The organism is Aeromonas sp. 1HA1 (assembly GCF_029237385.1).
In the GTDB taxonomy this organism is placed as follows: domain Bacteria; phylum Pseudomonadota; class Gammaproteobacteria; order Enterobacterales; family Aeromonadaceae; genus Aeromonas; species Aeromonas popoffii.
This window is the reverse complement of sequence record NZ_JAACGC010000026.1, coordinates 12,756-28,569: the sequence shown is the minus strand read 5'-3', so window position 1 is coordinate 28,569 and position 15,814 is coordinate 12,756. Positions and strand designations below refer to the sequence as shown.

Here is a 15,814-nt window from a genome sequence, read left to right as displayed (position 1 = left end):
ATGTTTTCCAAGTTCTTCATAGAGCGCCCCATCTTTTCCTGTGTGATATCGATCATTATCGTACTGGCAGGATTGGCCGCCATGCGCGCACTGCCGGTAGAGCAGTATCCGCAAATCACGCCACCCGTGGTATCGGTCACCGCCTTTTACCCGGGAGCAACCCCTGAAGCTATCTCTCAAACCGTTGCCGCCCCCCTCGAGCAGCAGATCAACGGGGTTGAGCAGATGGTCTATATGCAATCTGGCTCAGCCTCCAATGGCCAGATGAACCTCAACGTCTTTTTCGAGATCGGCACCGATCCGGATCAGGCCACCATCAACGTCAACAACCGGGTCTCGGCCGCCATGGCCCAACTGCCGGAAGAGGTGAAAAAACAGGGGGTAACGGTCAAGAAAAAATCGACCGCCATCTTGCAGGTCATCACGCTGGTGTCACCCAACCAGTCATTTGATACGACCTACCTGTCTAACTATGCCCTGCTCAACATCATCGACGAGCTCAAGCGGGTACCTGGCGTTGGCGATACCATGCTCTTTGGTGGCACTGACTATGCCATGCGTATTTGGCTGCGCCCGGATCGTCTTGCCCAGTTGCAACTCACCCCGAGCGATGTGATTGGTGCCATTCGTGAGCAGAACAGCGAGTTCTCGGCAGGCAAAATCGGTGCCCAGCCCACCACGACCCCCACCGACTTCACCTATACGGTGCAGACCAAAGGGCGCCTTGAGGATGTGAAAGAGTTCGAGAACATCATCATCCGATCGATGCCAAATGGCGCAAAAATAAGGGTCAAGGATATTGCCCGCGTCGAGCTCGGTGGCAAGGATTACGACATTGTCGCTCGCGCCAACGGCAAGCCTGCCATCGGTATCGCCACCTATCTGCAACCGGGGGCCAACTCGGTTGCCGTGGCGGATGCCGTGCACGCCACCATGGCGCAACTGCAAACCCGTTTTCCGCAGGATATCGAGTATCAGATCCCCTATGACACCACCGAGTTCGTAACACTCTCCATTAAGGAGGTGGTACGCACCCTGTTTGAAGCCATGGTGCTGGTGTTTGTGGTGGTCTATCTGTTCCTGCAAAACTTCCGCGCCACCCTGATCCCCTGTATCGCGGTGCCGGTATCCTTGATCGGTACCTTTGCCGGCATGTTGTTGCTGGGTTTCTCCATCAACCTGCTGACCCTGTTTGGTATGGTGCTGACCATAGGCATAGTGGTGGATGACGCCATCGTCGTGCTGGAGAACGTAGAACGCAGCATGCGAGAGCGAAAACTCTCGGCGCCGCAAGCCGCCATCCTCGCCATGCAGGAGGTATTCAGCCCCATTGTCGCCACCACGCTGGTCTTGTGCGCCGTGTTCGTCCCCGTGGCCTTTATGGGCGGCATGACAGGGGTGATGTACAAACAATTTGCCATCACTATCGCCATCTCTGTGGTCATATCCAGCATCGTTGCCCTGACCTTGTCACCGGCCTTGTGTGCCGTATTGCTCAAGGATGGACATCGGGAACCCGCTCGTTTCTTCGTCTGGTTCAATCACCGATTTGACCAGCTCACCAGAGGATATGTGCGTGGCGTGGCCTTCCTGAATCGCCGGGTGGCGCTGGCCTTCAGCATCATAGTGACCATGCTGATCGCCAGTTATCTGCTGTTGATGAAGGTACCGGGAGAACTGGTACCGGATGAGGATCAAGGCTACCTCATCTCTGCCATCATGCTGCCGGACGCCGCCTCCCTGACCCGTACCCAGGCACTGGCTGACACCTTCGACCAAATCGCCATGGCCAACCCGAATGTGAAGGATGTCGTTACCTTCTCCGGTTTCGATATTCTCTCCAGTGCGGTGATCAGCAACAGCGGCCTGAGCTTCATCACCCTCAAGGACTGGAGCGAGCGTAAAGGCGCAGGGCAGGACTCCTTCTCCCTGGCGAACACCTTTCAAGGCATGAGCTTGATGGGGCTGGCGGATGGCTTTGTGGCTTCATTCAATCCACCGCCCATCCAGGGGATGTCCACCACAGGGGGACTGGAAGGGTATCTGCAAAACCGCAGCGGCAGCGATGCCAAGACCTTCTCGACAGAGGTTGAACATTTCCTGGCCGCAGCCAGAGAACGGCCTGAATTTGCCAGTGTCACCTCGACCTATCGCGCCAATGTCCCTCAGGTCTATCTGGATCTTGATCGGGAAAAAGCCAAGGCATTGGGGCTGCCCATCAATGCGGTGTTCGACACCATGCAGGCCACCTTCGGTCAGGTCTATGTCAACGACTTCAACCAGTTCGGTCGTACCTATCGGGTCCAGCTTCAGTCAGAAGCGGATTATCGCGCCACAAAGGGGGATATTAGCAACATCCATGTTCGCTCTGACAAGGGGGAGATGATCCCGCTCAGCAGCCTGGTGACAGTACGTGATGCCAGTGGCCCCGCGTTTGTTGAACGTTTCAATGTGTTCCCGGCAGCCAAGATCATGGCGCAGCCCGCCCCAGGTTACAGCTCGGGTCAGGCTATCGCGGCACTGGAAGAGGTGGCCAACAACACCCTCGGCAACGATGCCAGACTGGAGTGGACCGGCTCCGCCTATCAGGAGAAAGCGTCTGCAGGCAGTGCCGGCATGGCGTTTGGCTTCGGCATCGTGATGATCTTCCTCATTCTGGCCGCCCAGTATGAGCGCTGGAGCCTGCCGTTTGCGGTGATCACGGCCGTGCCGTTCGCCCTGTTCGGCGCCTTGTTCGCCACCTGGGCAGTCGGGCTGACCAACAACGTCTACTTCCAGATCGGGCTGGTGACGCTGGTGGGGCTGGCGGCCAAGAACGCCATCCTGATCGTCGAGTTCGCGGTGATGAAGCATGAGGAAGGCATGAGCATTGCCGAGTCGGCACTGGAGGCGGCGCGCCTGCGTTTTCGCCCGATTATCATGACCTCCCTCGCCTTTATCCTCGGCTGTATTCCTCTCGTCACCTCGAGTGGCGCAGGTGCAGCCAGCCGCCACGCCCTCGGCTGGCCGGTGATCGGCGGTATGATGGCGGCAACCTTCATCGCCATCTTCTTTATCCCGCTCTTCTTCCGCCTCATCATGGAGCGATCGAAGCGCCCCCGCGACCCTGCCCCCCAGAAGAAACAGTGAAACTAACCAGCCCCCGCCGATGCGGGGGCTTTTCTATGCATACGCGGCTCATCTGTCCCCCCTCTTTGCCCCCCCATCTGCGCCCCCCTCCTCAGGCACACCGCAGGCGGGATCACAACCGCGCTGACTGGCTTGCTCTCACCTTGACCTTACTATCAAGGTAAGGTTTACAGTGACCCCATTCATTATCAGGACATGTCCATGCTGTCATCGAGATTGCCCACTGAGCGCATTGCCCGGCTGTTGCTGGCGCTCATGCTTGTTTGCAATCTCACCCTCTGCATCAGCTGGCACGGGATCGATGTCATCTCCTCCGCCATGGCGGCCGGCAGCGACAACGCAACCATGAGCGCGACCGCGATGCAGGGGCTCGCCTGCCACACAATGGCATCCGATGATGGAGAGCAGGGCAATGCCATGAGCCAGGGGGAGTGCCAGATGCACGGCGGCCTCACCTCGCCAACAGGGGCCGGCCTGCCACTGCTGGCCATGCTACTGACCCTGCTCGCTCTGCCCCTGTTGCTGCTGCCCCATCTGGGGGGCGCCAGCCATCTGTTCGATCACTGGCTGCGGGATCCCTTTCTGCGATCTCGCGGTACTCACCCTCCCTCCTGGCCACGCCGACATCTGATGCTGTCGGTGCTGCACCATTAGAAAGCGCTTCTCTCGCGTGCTCGCGGCAAGGCTCATCTTGCCGCTTGCGCCCCCCTTGCCTGACCCTTTCACGACTGGCCCAGCCAGTCACAACAGGGAGCCGTGCGTCCGCTGACTCGTCAGCAACGCCCCGTTTGCCGCCCCTGCCCGTGTGCACTGCCGTGATAACGGCATGAGGCACATGTCACCACGGCAGCCCGGCGGCCTGACAGAAGAGAAGACATATGATGTCATCTGCCCGTATTCCCGGACACAGTGCCCAGCACTGCGCCGAATCAAGTGCCATCCGCCTCCCGCAGACAGGCGGTGTGCGATGAGCCAAAAACTGCTTCTCTCTACCCTGCTGCTCGCCCTCGGGGCCGGTGGCGGCTACTGGGTAGCCAAACAGACAACCGACGGTGCCACCGCCAAAAAGCAGACGCCGATCTATTGGGTCAACCCCATGGATCCCCGCGACAAGCGTGATGCCCCCGCCAAGGACAACATGGGGATGGACTTTATCCCCGTCTATGAGGAGCAGAAAAACGGCTCACCAGGCACCGTCACTATCAGCCCCCAGATCCAGCAGAACCTGGGGGTGCGGCTGGCCAAGGTGGAGAGGCTGCCCATCCACCAGCAGATCGAGACGGTGGGTTACGTCGGCTATGACGAAGACAGGCTGGAGGCGATCAACACCCGCATGGCAGGCTGGATCCGCACCCTCGCCATCAAGAGCGAAGGGCAGAATGTTGCCAAAGGAACCCTACTCTACGAGATCTACGCCCCGGAGCTGGTCAACGCCCAGCATGAGTACCTGATGGCGCTCAATACCAGCAACCCGCTGCTGCTGCGCGCCGCCGAGGGCAAGCTCAGGTCCCTGCAGGTACCAGCGGATCAGATTGCCGCCCTCAAGCGCAGCCGTCAGGTGCGCGACACCATTGCCATCTATGCCCCCAGCAGCGGCTATGTCTCGGAGCTCAAGGTGCGCGAGGGGCAGTATGTGGAGCCCGCCGCGGCGCTGTTCAACATCAGCAGCCTGCAGCAGGTGTGGGTCAGTGCCGAGGTGTTCGAACGGCAGGCGGCCCAGCTGAAGGTGGGGGATCCGGTCACCATGACCCTGGATTACGCCCCCGGCCGCCGCTGGGAGGGCCGGGTAGATTACCTCTATCCGACCCTGGATGCTGCCACCCGCACCCTCAAGGTGCGGCTGCGCTTTGACAACCCGGACGAGTTTTTGAAACCCAATATGTTCGCCAAGGTGGCCATCCGCACTGGCAAAGGAGCACCACAGTTGGTGGTGCCGAGCGAAGCGGTGATCCGCACCGGCAGTCAGGACAGGCTGGTGCTGGCGCTGGGGGATGGCAACTTCAAGTCGGTGGCCATCACTCTGGGCCCCCAGTTTGGTGACAAGGTTGCCATCAAGGCAGGGGTGGAAGCGGGTGACAGCATAGTCCGCTCGGCCCAGTTCCTGCTCGATTCGGAATCGGCCATCGACTCGGACTTCCAGCGCATGACGGCGGTGCGCCCGGCGCAGGTGTGGACGCAAGGGACTGTACAGAGCATCGACCTGGCCAACCGCACCCTGATGGTGGCCCACCAGCCCATTCCCGAGTGGCAGTGGCCCGCCATGGAGATGGAGTTCACCGTGGCGGATGGAGTGGACATTGCTCGGCTCGCCCAAGGGCAAAGCCTCCATCTGCAGGTGATGCAGGAGGGGGATGAGTACCTCATCACCACCATCCATCAGGAGAAGGCCCCGGCCAGCGGCCACGCTCCGGTGCAGGCAAAGGATGAGATGGAAGGCATGGACCCTGGCCAGCATGGTATGGGAGCCAAGCCATGATCCCTTCCATCATTCGCTGGTCGGTGGGCAACCGCTTTCTGGTGCTGCTGTTGACCGTCATGCTCACCGCCTGGGGGCTCTGGTCGGTCAAGCAGACCCCGGTGGATGCCCTGCCGGATCTCTCCGACGTGCAGGTGATCATCAAGACCGCCTACCCGGGGCAGGCCCCCCAGGTGGTGGAGGATCAGGTCACCTATCCGCTCACCACCGCCATGCTGGCTGTGCCGGGGGCGACCACGGTGCGCGGCTACTCCTTCTTCGGTGACTCCTTCGTCTATGTGCTGTTTGACGACAGCACCGATCTTTACTGGGCCCGCGCCCGGGTACTGGAGTATTTAAGCCAGGTGGCCCCCAACCTGCCCGCCTCCGCCCGCCCCCAACTCGGCCCCGATGCCACCGGGGTGGGCTGGGTCTATCAATACGCATTGGTGGACAGAACCGGCAAGCATGACTTGAGCGAGCTCACCTCGCTGCAAAACTGGTTCCTCAAGTACGAGCTGCAAACCGTCAATGGCGTCTCCGAGGTCGCCACCGTCGGCGGCATCGTGCGCCAGTATCAAGTCCGGGTCGACCCGGACAAGCTGCGTGCCTACGGCATCCCGATATCCCTTATCGAGACGGCCATCAAGCAGGGCAATCAGGAGACAGGCGCCTCCGTCATCGAGATGGCGGAAGCGGAGTACATGGTGCGCTCGAATGGCTATTTGAAGAGCGTGGAAGACCTCAAGCAGATCCCGCTCGGCACCACTGTGCGCGGCGCCACGCTGCTGCTGGGTGACGTGGCGGATGTGGTCACCGGCCCCCAGATGCGGCGCGGCATAGCCGAACTCAACGGCGAGGGGGAAGTGGTGGGTGGCATCATTGTGATGCGCTATGGCGAGAATGCCCAGCACACCATCGACGGGGTCAAGGCGCGGCTGGCGGAGCTGAAAAGCAGCCTGCCTGAGGGGGTCGAAGTCGTCACCGTCTACGACAGATCCGATCTTATCCAGCGTGCCATCGACAACCTCTCCGGCAAGCTGCTGGAGGAGTTCGCCGTGGTGGTGCTGGTCTGTCTGGCCTTCCTGTTCCACCTGCGCTCGTCACTGGTGGTAGTCATCACCTTGCCCATCGCCATTCTGGTGGCCTTTATCGTCATGCACCTGCAGGGGATCAACGCCAACATCATGTCGCTCGGCGGCATTGCCATCGCCATCGGCGCCATGGTCGATGGCGCCATCGTGATGATCGAGAACGTCCACAAACACATGGAGCGGGAGGCACTCACCGACAAGAACCGCTGGCGCATCATCACAGAGGCGAGCATAGAGGTGGGGCCTGCCATCTTCTTCTCCCTGCTCATCATCACCATGAGCTTTTTGCCAGTGTTTGCGCTGGAGGCGCAGGAGGGGCGGATGTTTCATCCACTCGCCTACACCAAGACCTACGCCATGGCGGCGGCGGCCGGGCTATCCATCACGCTGGTGCCGGTACTCATGGGCTACTTTATCCGCGGCAAGGTGCTGGCCGAACAAGCCAACCCCCTCAACCGGATGCTGACCCGCAGCTATATTCCGCTGCTCAAGGCCGTGCTGGCACGCCCGAAAACCACGCTCATGCTGGCGGCGGTGGTGACGGTAGCGGGCTTCTGGCCGCTCAAGCATCTGGGCTCAGAGTTTATTCCGCCGCTCGATGAGGGGGACATCATGTACATGCCCACCACCGCGGCCAATATCTCAGTGGGCAAGGCGCGGGAGATCTTGCAGCAGACCGACAAGCTCATTCGCACCGTGCCCGAGGTGCAGAACGTGTTCGGCAAGGCGGGGCGCGCCGAGACCGCCACCGATCCCGCCGATCTGGTGATGATGGAGACCAGCATCCAGCTCAAGCCCCGGGATCAGTGGCGCCCCGGCATGACACCAGAGAAACTCAAAGAGGAGCTCGACGCCCTCATCCGCTTCCCCGGCCTCACCAATGCCTGGCTGCCCCCCATCAAGACCCGCATCGACATGCTGGCGACCGGTATCAAGACCCCGGTCGGCATCAAGATTGCGGGGCCAGATCTCAATGTCATTGAGCAGCTAGGCCAGCAGCTTGAGCAGATCGTCGGCAAGGTGGATGGCACTGCGTCCGTCTACGCCGAGCGGGTGGCCGGTGGCCGCTACGTGAAGGTGGATATCGACCGGCTGAAAGCGGCGCGCTACGGCCTCAACATCGCCGATGTGCAGGCGGTGCTTGCCACCGCAGTGGGCGGCATGGAGGTGGGCCAGACCATCGAGGGGCGCGAGCGCTATCCCATCAACCTGCGCTACCCCCAGAGCTATCGCGACTCGGTGGCCAGTCTCGAGCTGCTGCCGGTGGTGACCCCGAGCGGCGCGCGCATCGCGCTGGCGGACGTGGCGCGGGTCTACATCAGCGACGAGGCCCCCATGCTGCGCAGCGAGAACGCACGGCTCAACGGCTGGGTCTACGTCGATATTCGCGGCCGCGACATCGGCTCTTTCGTCGCGCAGGCCAAGGCTGAGGTGGACAAGCAGCTGGTGCTGCCGGCGGGTTATGCCCTCACCTGGTCGGGTCAGTACGAATACATGGAGCGGGCCAAGGCGCGCCTCGCCTATGTGGTGCCGCTCACGGTCGCCATTATCGTGCTGCTGCTCTATCTGGCGTTTCGCCGCGTTCAGGAGGTGCTGCTCATTCTCACCACCTTGCCGCTGGCGGTAGTGGGCGGGATCTGGACCCTCTGGCTGCTCGACTTCAACCTCTCGGTGGCGGTCGGGGTGGGCTTTATCGCTCTGGCTGGCGTCGCGGTGGAGACAGGCGTCTTGATGCTGGTCTACCTCAACCACGCCTGGGATGAGCTGGTGGCCAGCGGCAAACCAGACAAGGCGGGTCTGCACCGGGCGGTGATCCAGGGCGCCGCCCTGCGCCTGCGCCCCAAGATGATGACGGTGGTGACCATCATCGCGGGCCTGTTGCCCATCATGTGGAGCCAGGGCACCGGCGCAGAGGTAATGCAGCGCATCGCCGCGCCGATGATCGGCGGCATGGTGAGCGCGCTGGTGCTGACCCTCTTGGTGCTGCCGGCCGCCTACTACCTGTGGCGCAGTCGCAGCCTTGGCAAGAGCGCGAACCCGCAATCCGAATAACCCGATTTCACACCCTTTTTTAATCAATGAAGAGTTTGAATACACAACTGAAGGAAAACATCATGAACTACAAGACGCTGACCCTGACATTACTGCTTGGGCTTGCCTCTCTCCAGGCCCAAGCCAAGATGACCATGAACCACGAGGGGCACGATATGTCCCAGATGGAGGGGATGGATATGCAGGCGATGGAAGAGCGGGTGATGACCAAAGGGGTCATCACCCGCCTCGATGAAGCCAGCGGCAAGGTGGGGATCAAACACGAGGCGATAGAGAACCTCAAGATGCCCCCCATGACCATGGTGTTCCTGCTGGCGGATCCCGCTCTGACCAAGGGGCTCAAGGTGGGGGATGCGGTGAGCTTTCGCGTCGAGAACCCGGCCGGCAAGCTGACGGTCACCCAGTTGCAGAAACGGTAACACCAGCAACAGTAAAACGGCGGGATCTTTGCGCCGTGTTACTGTCCTCTTTCCGGCACCCGGATCCTGCTTATCCCTCACCGCAGGCGGATTTACCCGTTCGGGTAAGCCTTGGCTATGTTGGCCTGCGCCACCCCCATCAGCTGGACCGTGATGTCCTGCAAGACATAGAGATCCCGCCGCCGGGTCCAGGGTTGAGCGGATTGCTCGTCATACCAGACGGGCAGTTCGATCCCCTCCGGAGCATGGCTCGCCACCTTGCGGGCCCGGCAGGTCATGATGCAGCGTTTGACGTGATCGCGATGACCGATAACAGCCGCCGTGCCGAGGGTGGCGGGATCACCACCGGCATAATCCCTGACGATGGCCTCGACCACCCCGTCAGTGCTCAGATAGACCAGCTTGCCGTCGGCATCCCAGTAAGGCTCAATGGAGATGACATCCCTGGCCGGAATATCCGGATAGCGGGGCGAGTCGAGGTAACGGGCTATCTCCCACTGCACATACATAGGCATGGCTTTTTGTCGGTAAAGGGCTGCGCAACAGGCGGCCAGGGCCTCGTTCATGGGGCCGGGCTTGGCCAGCTCATCCGGGTTGCCGGAGTCGTTGGGGCGATTGCCAAAGGCAAAGGCGATCAGGGTGCTGGTGTCTGCTATCGCAATCGAGGGCGGCGTCATGTTGAAATTGGCCTCCTCGATGAAGGGACGCAGCTGGCGGGCCGTGTTCTCATCCTTCAGCTCGGCCGTCAACCTGTCGGTCAGGGTGGTACTAAAGTCAGCCGTGATCCCTTCGCTGTCGTTGCTGCTGTTGCACCCGGCGAGGGTGGTGGCCAGGGGGGCACTCAACAGCCCCAGGGTAACTCTGCGTCTGCACTTGTCCATAACGGCTCCTTTTGATGGTATACACGGCTAAACATCAGCCTGTTGGAATCCATACCGTACTGAAAAAATGCGTCAAAAATAAGTCAGAATAAGATGTAGGTGGGCATAACCTACTCTGCTTCACGTTTTATGCACAAATCGCAAGTAAATCCTTATTATTCAATTTGTTGAAAAAATGCAAAAACACGAAACATGAGACGGGCAGACGGCCAGTCAGGGGGCAGCCGCGAATGTGCGCGATAAAGGCATCCATCTGCTCACGACCGCAGGCCGGGTTCATGAAAACCGCTGTGTCCCCTGCGATATAGGTGTACTTGCCGCACGTGTCGTCGTCGGAGTGATGGTCTCCACCCGGTTGGTGGAAATCCCATCTTGCCGCGCCAGGTAAAGAGGCTGCGGTGATAGCCGGTGTTGAGTGGCCGCCGCGCCTTGTGGGCCGTGTCCGGGCTACACACCAGCGCGAAGGCGACAGCGGAAGTAGTGGACATTGTGCCGGCAGTGGGCTGCACGGTGCGCTCCCCCCGGGTAGTTGAGCACCGCATAGGCATCGAACAGAGCCGTGGCATCGGCCGGCAACAAGGCGCCGTTGAGCGCCTCTTTTGATGTGCTGCCCGGACAGGAAAAAACCTCAGCGCAACGCGGCCAGCAACCAGCGGGATAGCTCGTCCAGCTCGGCTTGTTGGGCCGGGAAATCGGCCTGCAATTGCGACAGCAGCGCCACTATGGCCTCGCGGCGATAGGCAAGGCCAACCAGCCGTTCGGCCAGCGCATCCAGCGGCGCCGGATCCAGACTGTCGCTGAAGATCTGCGCCCGGCCTATGACCCCCTTATCCACATCGAAATGGAGCTCAGCCCCGCCCCAGTCGAAACGCTCGTCCAGCTGATGACTGAACGCAGGCGCATGACCAAAATTCCACTCCCAGCTGCGCTGGCGGGCGAAGGTCTCGGCAAATCCGGGCAGGTCCGGCATCCACTCGGGGGAGATGTGTTCAGGCAGAACGCGCTCGCCGTAATGGGTAAAAAAAGCCTCACAGAGGGCATGACTCAGCTGGTTGTGATCGATACCGGGTAACAACTCGCACAAGTTGGCCACCCGGCTGCGCACCGAGCTGATACCCTTGGCCGCCAACTTCTTGGGATCTGGATTGAGGTAATTGGCGAGCCGACCCAGATCGGCATCCAGCAGCAGGGTGCCATGATGAAAACCGCGATCTTGCGTCTCCCGATAGGCCGAGCCCGACACCTTGCGATCCCCGTCCGGGGTCGCCACCAGCAGATCGTTGCGCCCGGAGGCAAAGGCACTCACCCCGAGCCGCTTGAGCGCATCCAGCACGATGGCGGTGGAGATACTCTTGTCATAGCCGGGCTTGCCCGCCATGAAGGTGAAGCAGCTGTTGCCAAGGTCGTGAAACACGGCACCGCCCCCACTGCTGCGCCGCGCCAGGGTCACGCCGTCCTCCTCCATCCGGCGGGTATTGCACTCCTTCCAAGGATTTTGGGCGCGGCCAATCACCACCGTATTGGCGTTGCGCCACAGGAAGAGCACCCGCTGGTTCGGGTCCATCTGGCGAAAGATGCACTCCTCCACCGCCAGGTTGAACAAGGGATCGTGAGAGTCAGACAACAAAAGACGCAATCGGGACATGATAGAGCCTCAGCGAGAAGGTAAAGCCCTTATCATACCACCGCAGGCGACCAAGTTTGGATCCTTGCCAGCTTGCGTCCATGGTTACCGAGTAACAACCGAATGGGATCAATCTTGATACATTCCCACAGCATCAGAAAAGTTTCTTTTGATACGGCGACACAGCTTGACGCATTGCGCCGAAAAAAAAGCAGTCACTCACTATTACTGAGGTAAATAGCAGATAAATACGACTAAAATGCGACCATTTTAATAGGCCATATGGCTCCTTAGTTAGTCGTATAATTGACAAAAATACCGAGCATGAAAGCGAAACGTGATAAACGACACAGACATCACTTTTTTTGTCACTGATCCCTGATTCCAGCCCCCTTTCGCCCCCTTGCGGGCAACAAGGAATTATTTGACGCTAGGATCGACCCCGTCTCCCGAGAAGAATGTATATGACAGGCGTAAATTCCTCCCTTCATCGTTTGCTCTGGTATCTGCCAATGCTGGGTTCGGCGATCTTCTACAGCGTCACCTCTCTGCCCCTGAGGGCGGCAGAGCAGGTCGTTGTGCAACTGCCATGGCAACATCAGTTCCAGTTCGCCGGTTATTACGCAGCCCAGTTCAAGGGCTTTTATCGTGATGCTGGTCTGAATGTCGCACTGCGCGCCGCCACGCCGCAGACCAATGTGGTCAACGAGGTGGTGTCGGGCCATGCCCAGTTCGGGATCAGCGGCAGCGACTTGCTGCTCGCCCGTGCCGCAGGTCGTCCGGTCGTGGTACTGGCGGCCATGCTGCAACACTCGCCGCTGGTCCTGATCTCCCTGGAACGGCCCGACATATTGCAACCCTCGGCGCTCGCGGGCAAACGCCTGATGCTGGAGCCTGGATCCAAGGAGTTGCTGGTCTATCTCAGCCGCCATGCCCAGCCACACAGCTGGACCAAACTGCCCTATGAACAGGGGCTGCAGGCCTTGCTGACCGGAAAGGTGGATGCCATCAGCGCCTACAGCACCACAGAGCCCTTCCAGCTAGCCCAGATGGGGCTCTCCTACCGGGTGTTCTCCCCCCGCGATATCGACGTTGACTTCTACGGCGACAATCTGTTTACCTCGGAGCATGAGCTGACGAGCAGGCCGGAGCGGGTCTATGCGTTCCAGCAGGCCAGCCTCAAGGGATGGCGTTACGCCATGGAAAACCCGGAGGAGATGATCAACTGGATCATGGAGAACTATCCCAGCGGTTACGGCCGTGAGCAGCTGGAGTTCGAAGCCCGTGAAACCAGGGAGCTGATGCAGCCAGATCTTATCGCGCCCGGCTACATGCAACCCGAGCGATGGCAGCAGATCGCCAGGACCTATCTGGAGGCGGGCTTGCTCAGCTCCCTGCCCGATCTGGAGCGCTTCCTCTACAACCCGGACCGGGAGCGCATGCGCCAGCTGCGGCTGCTGTTCGACAAGAGCGTGGCCGTCGCCATGCTGATCACCTTCACCCTGCTGACTCTGCTCGGCATCTTCTGCCATCTCTATCTGCGTCTGCGTCAGGAGGCCCGGGATCGGCTGCGGCTCACCCGTGAACTGGCCCAGAGCGAAGAGCACTACCGGTTCGTGGCGGAGAACAGCGCAGACGTTATCTGGACCATGGATACCGCCACTCTGCGCCTTCGCTATGTCAGCCCGGCCATCCAGCCCCTGAGCGGCTATGAGGCGCTCGACATCCTCGGCCTGCCCCTCAAGCTGCTGATCCCGGAAACCTCCAGAAAACAGCTGCGCGATGAGCTCAGTGACTCCCTCGCCGCCTGGCAACGGGGCGACCACGAGCAGACCCGCTGCGTGATCCGCACCCAGGTGAGGCACAAGGAGGGACATCTGGTGGCGACCGAGACCATCACCACCTTGCACGGCAACGAGCAAGGCCAGCCCGATGCCATCCTGGGGGTCACCCGCGACATCACGGAACGCGCCGCCAGCGAGGAGATGATGCATCGTCTCGCCTTCTATGATCCGCTCACCAACCTGCCCAACCGTCGCCTGTTGCAACTGCGGCTGACAGAGGCCATGGCCGATGAGGGGAGAGAGCTGGCGCTGATGTTCATCGATCTGGATCACTTCAAACCGATCAATGACACCTTTGGTCATGAGACCGGGGATGTGCTGCTCAACATGGTGGCCGAACGCATGCGCCACTGCGTGCGGGAACAGGATCTGGTGGCCCGTCTCGGGGGAGATGAGTTCGTGATCCTGCTGCCCGATACCCGTGACGAGGCGCTGGCGGTGGCGGATCATCTGCATCAGAGCCTGCGTCATCCGTTCCGGATGGATGAAGAGCAGGAGTTGCGGATCTCCAGCAGCATAGGGGTGGCGCTCTACCCGGAACATGGCACGGATCCGAAGACCCTGATGCACCATGCCGATCAGGCCATGTATCAGGCCAAGGGACGGGGCCGTGGCCGGGTCTGCCTGTTTACCGCCGGGCTGGATCCCGAACTGGGTTCACTGCTGTGGCAAAACAGCCACGAGTGTGGCCATCCCCGCATCGATGCCGAGCATCGCCAGCTCTTCGTGCTGACCAACCGGCTGCTGGAGCGCATGAAAGACAACTGCGAGCACCCCGCCCTCTATCTGGAAAGTCTGGAAGGGTTGTTTGAGATGGCGCGCCACCACTTCGCCTTCGAGGAGCAGGTGCTGGCCGAGCTGGACTATGCCGAGCTGGCCAGCCACCAGCAGGACCACCAGCGGCTGCTGCACAGAGCAAGCCAGCTGATGACCGCCGCCAGGGCAGGCGAGCTTGGCAACGACGAATTGCTCAACTTCATCATTCAGGAGCTGGTTGTCGGCCACATGAGCCAGGCCGACCGACGCTACTTCCCACTGATGAAAGGACGCGGACTCAGCGCGCCCACCACCTGAAGGTGTGACAGTAGAGGGCCACCCGGGTGGCCCTCTCGCGATTGCGCCTTCCTGACCCCTGCACGGGTGCCGGGACGGCGGGATCATGGCGCCGAGGGATCAGGTGCTGCGGGCTTGCCGCAGCGTGATCCATACCCTGTCCACCAGCAGGATCCCGCTCACCATGGCCGCCACAAACAACAATATCATGGGCTGCCCGCTGGAAATGAGACTCAAGGCTGGCCCGGGACAGATGCCCGCCAAGCCCCATCCGATGCCGAACAGGGCCGAGCCACCTATCAGGCGACTGTCCACCTGCCGAGCCAGGCTGAACGAATATGGCTCACCAAGCAGGCTCTGGCGGCTCGGTTTGACCAGCAGAAAGTAGCCAGGCATGAACACCAGCAGGGCGCCCCCCATCACGAAGGCCAGGCTGGGATCCCAAGTGCCCGCCACGTCGAGAAAGCCGATGACCCGCACCGGATCCACCATGCCGGAGATGGCAAGGCCGAGCCCGAACAGCAGACCGGCCAACAGACTGATAAAGAGTTTCATCTCATCGCCTCGTTACAACAGATGCAGGGTGACAAACACGGTGAGGGCACCGGTTGCCATGAAGGTGAGGGTGGCAAGGATGGATCGCACCGAGAGCCGCCCCATGCCACAGATGCCATGACCACTGGTGCAACCATTGCCAAGACGGGTACCGACCCCGACCAGCAGCCCCGCCAGCAACACCAGCGGCCAGGCCGGCAGGATATCGAGGCTCGGCAGCCGGGCCCAGTTCAGGCGAAACGCCAGCCAGGCACCCGCCCCCAATCCCAGCAGAAACAGCCAGCACCAGGCGTGCCTGTGTTCCATGGCTGCCGCCAGCATGCCGCTGATCCCGGCCACCTTGCCGTTGAACAGCATCAGCATCAGGGCGGAGAGCCCCACCAGCATGCCCCCGGCCAGGGCAAGCAACCATTGGGTTTCATACATCAGGACACCTCGTCGTCTTGGGGGTGGCAAAAATGGGTGCGCAACAGGGCCAGCACATTCACCGCCTCGCTGGCATACCGAGTCATCTCATCGACAGTGTGCATTGGCATAAATTAGCAGTTGCTTATATTAAGCTTCATTCTATAAATAAAATCTAAATTAGCAACATCTAATTTTATAAGGGCGTGAACCGTCGGCATGGCCCTGGATCATGGCTGACTCCTGGGGTGGTTAAGACCTTGGCCGGGCAGGTATGGAGGTAGCCAAGCGACTCAGATTATT

The 15,814-nt window shown here is 60.6% G+C and carries 10 protein-coding genes; 6 read left to right on the top strand and 4 right to left on the bottom strand.

Annotated elements, in window-relative coordinates:
- The 5 genes from GWQ22_RS10310 (at window position 1) to GWQ22_RS10290 (ending at window position 9,149) form a co-directional block, all read left to right on the top strand.
- Complete coding sequence (locus tag GWQ22_RS10310; protein ID WP_275930234.1) at window positions 1–3,129, top strand: multidrug efflux RND transporter permease subunit; 3,129 nt, start codon at window positions 1–3, stop codon at window positions 3,127–3,129.
- Between the two features lie 201 nt (window positions 3,130–3,330).
- Window positions 3,331–3,783 (top strand): hypothetical protein, encoded by a 453-nt coding sequence (locus tag GWQ22_RS10305; protein WP_275930233.1) that lies wholly within the window; start codon window positions 3,331–3,333, stop codon window positions 3,781–3,783.
- Between the two features lie 313 nt (window positions 3,784–4,096).
- Entirely contained in the window at window positions 4,097–5,605 is a 1,509-nt protein-coding gene (locus GWQ22_RS10300; RefSeq protein WP_275930232.1) for an efflux RND transporter periplasmic adaptor subunit, read from the top strand.
- On the top strand, window positions 5,602–8,730 hold the full coding sequence (locus GWQ22_RS10295) for an efflux RND transporter permease subunit (protein ID WP_275930231.1): 3,129 nt from the start codon (window positions 5,602–5,604) through the stop codon (window positions 8,728–8,730). Before GWQ22_RS10300 ends, GWQ22_RS10295 begins: the two co-directional genes overlap by 4 nt.
- A 62-nt stretch (window positions 8,731–8,792) precedes the next feature.
- Window positions 8,793–9,149, top strand: a complete 357-nt coding sequence (locus GWQ22_RS10290; RefSeq protein WP_275930230.1) for a copper-binding protein — start codon at window positions 8,793–8,795, stop codon at window positions 9,147–9,149.
- 92 nt (window positions 9,150–9,241) lie between these two features.
- Here GWQ22_RS10290 and GWQ22_RS10285 read toward each other — a convergent pair whose 3' ends face one another.
- Window positions 9,242–10,030: a hypothetical protein gene (locus tag GWQ22_RS10285; protein WP_275930229.1), complete on the bottom strand. Its 789-nt coding sequence runs from the start codon at window positions 10,028–10,030 to the stop codon at window positions 9,242–9,244.
- Window positions 10,031–10,658: 628 nt separating this feature from the next.
- On the bottom strand, window positions 10,659–11,675 hold the full coding sequence (locus GWQ22_RS10280; protein WP_275930228.1) for a lipoate--protein ligase A: 1,017 nt from the start codon (window positions 11,673–11,675) through the stop codon (window positions 10,659–10,661).
- A gap of 443 nt (window positions 11,676–12,118) precedes the next feature.
- Between GWQ22_RS10280 and GWQ22_RS10275 the strand changes: the two genes are divergently transcribed.
- Window positions 12,119–14,572, top strand: a complete 2,454-nt coding sequence (locus GWQ22_RS10275; RefSeq protein ID WP_275930227.1) for a diguanylate cyclase — start codon at window positions 12,119–12,121, stop codon at window positions 14,570–14,572.
- Between the two features lie 99 nt (window positions 14,573–14,671).
- Here GWQ22_RS10275 and GWQ22_RS10270 read toward each other — a convergent pair whose 3' ends face one another.
- Together GWQ22_RS10270 and GWQ22_RS10265 are read right to left on the bottom strand one after the other, a co-directional pair.
- Complete coding sequence (locus GWQ22_RS10270; protein ID WP_275930226.1) at window positions 14,672–15,106, bottom strand: YeeE/YedE family protein; 435 nt, start codon at window positions 15,104–15,106, stop codon at window positions 14,672–14,674.
- Window positions 15,107–15,118: 12 nt separating this feature from the next.
- Window positions 15,119–15,532, bottom strand: a complete 414-nt coding sequence (locus tag GWQ22_RS10265; RefSeq protein ID WP_275930225.1) for a YeeE/YedE thiosulfate transporter family protein — start codon at window positions 15,530–15,532, stop codon at window positions 15,119–15,121.
- Window positions 15,533–15,814: the final 282 nt, after the last annotated feature.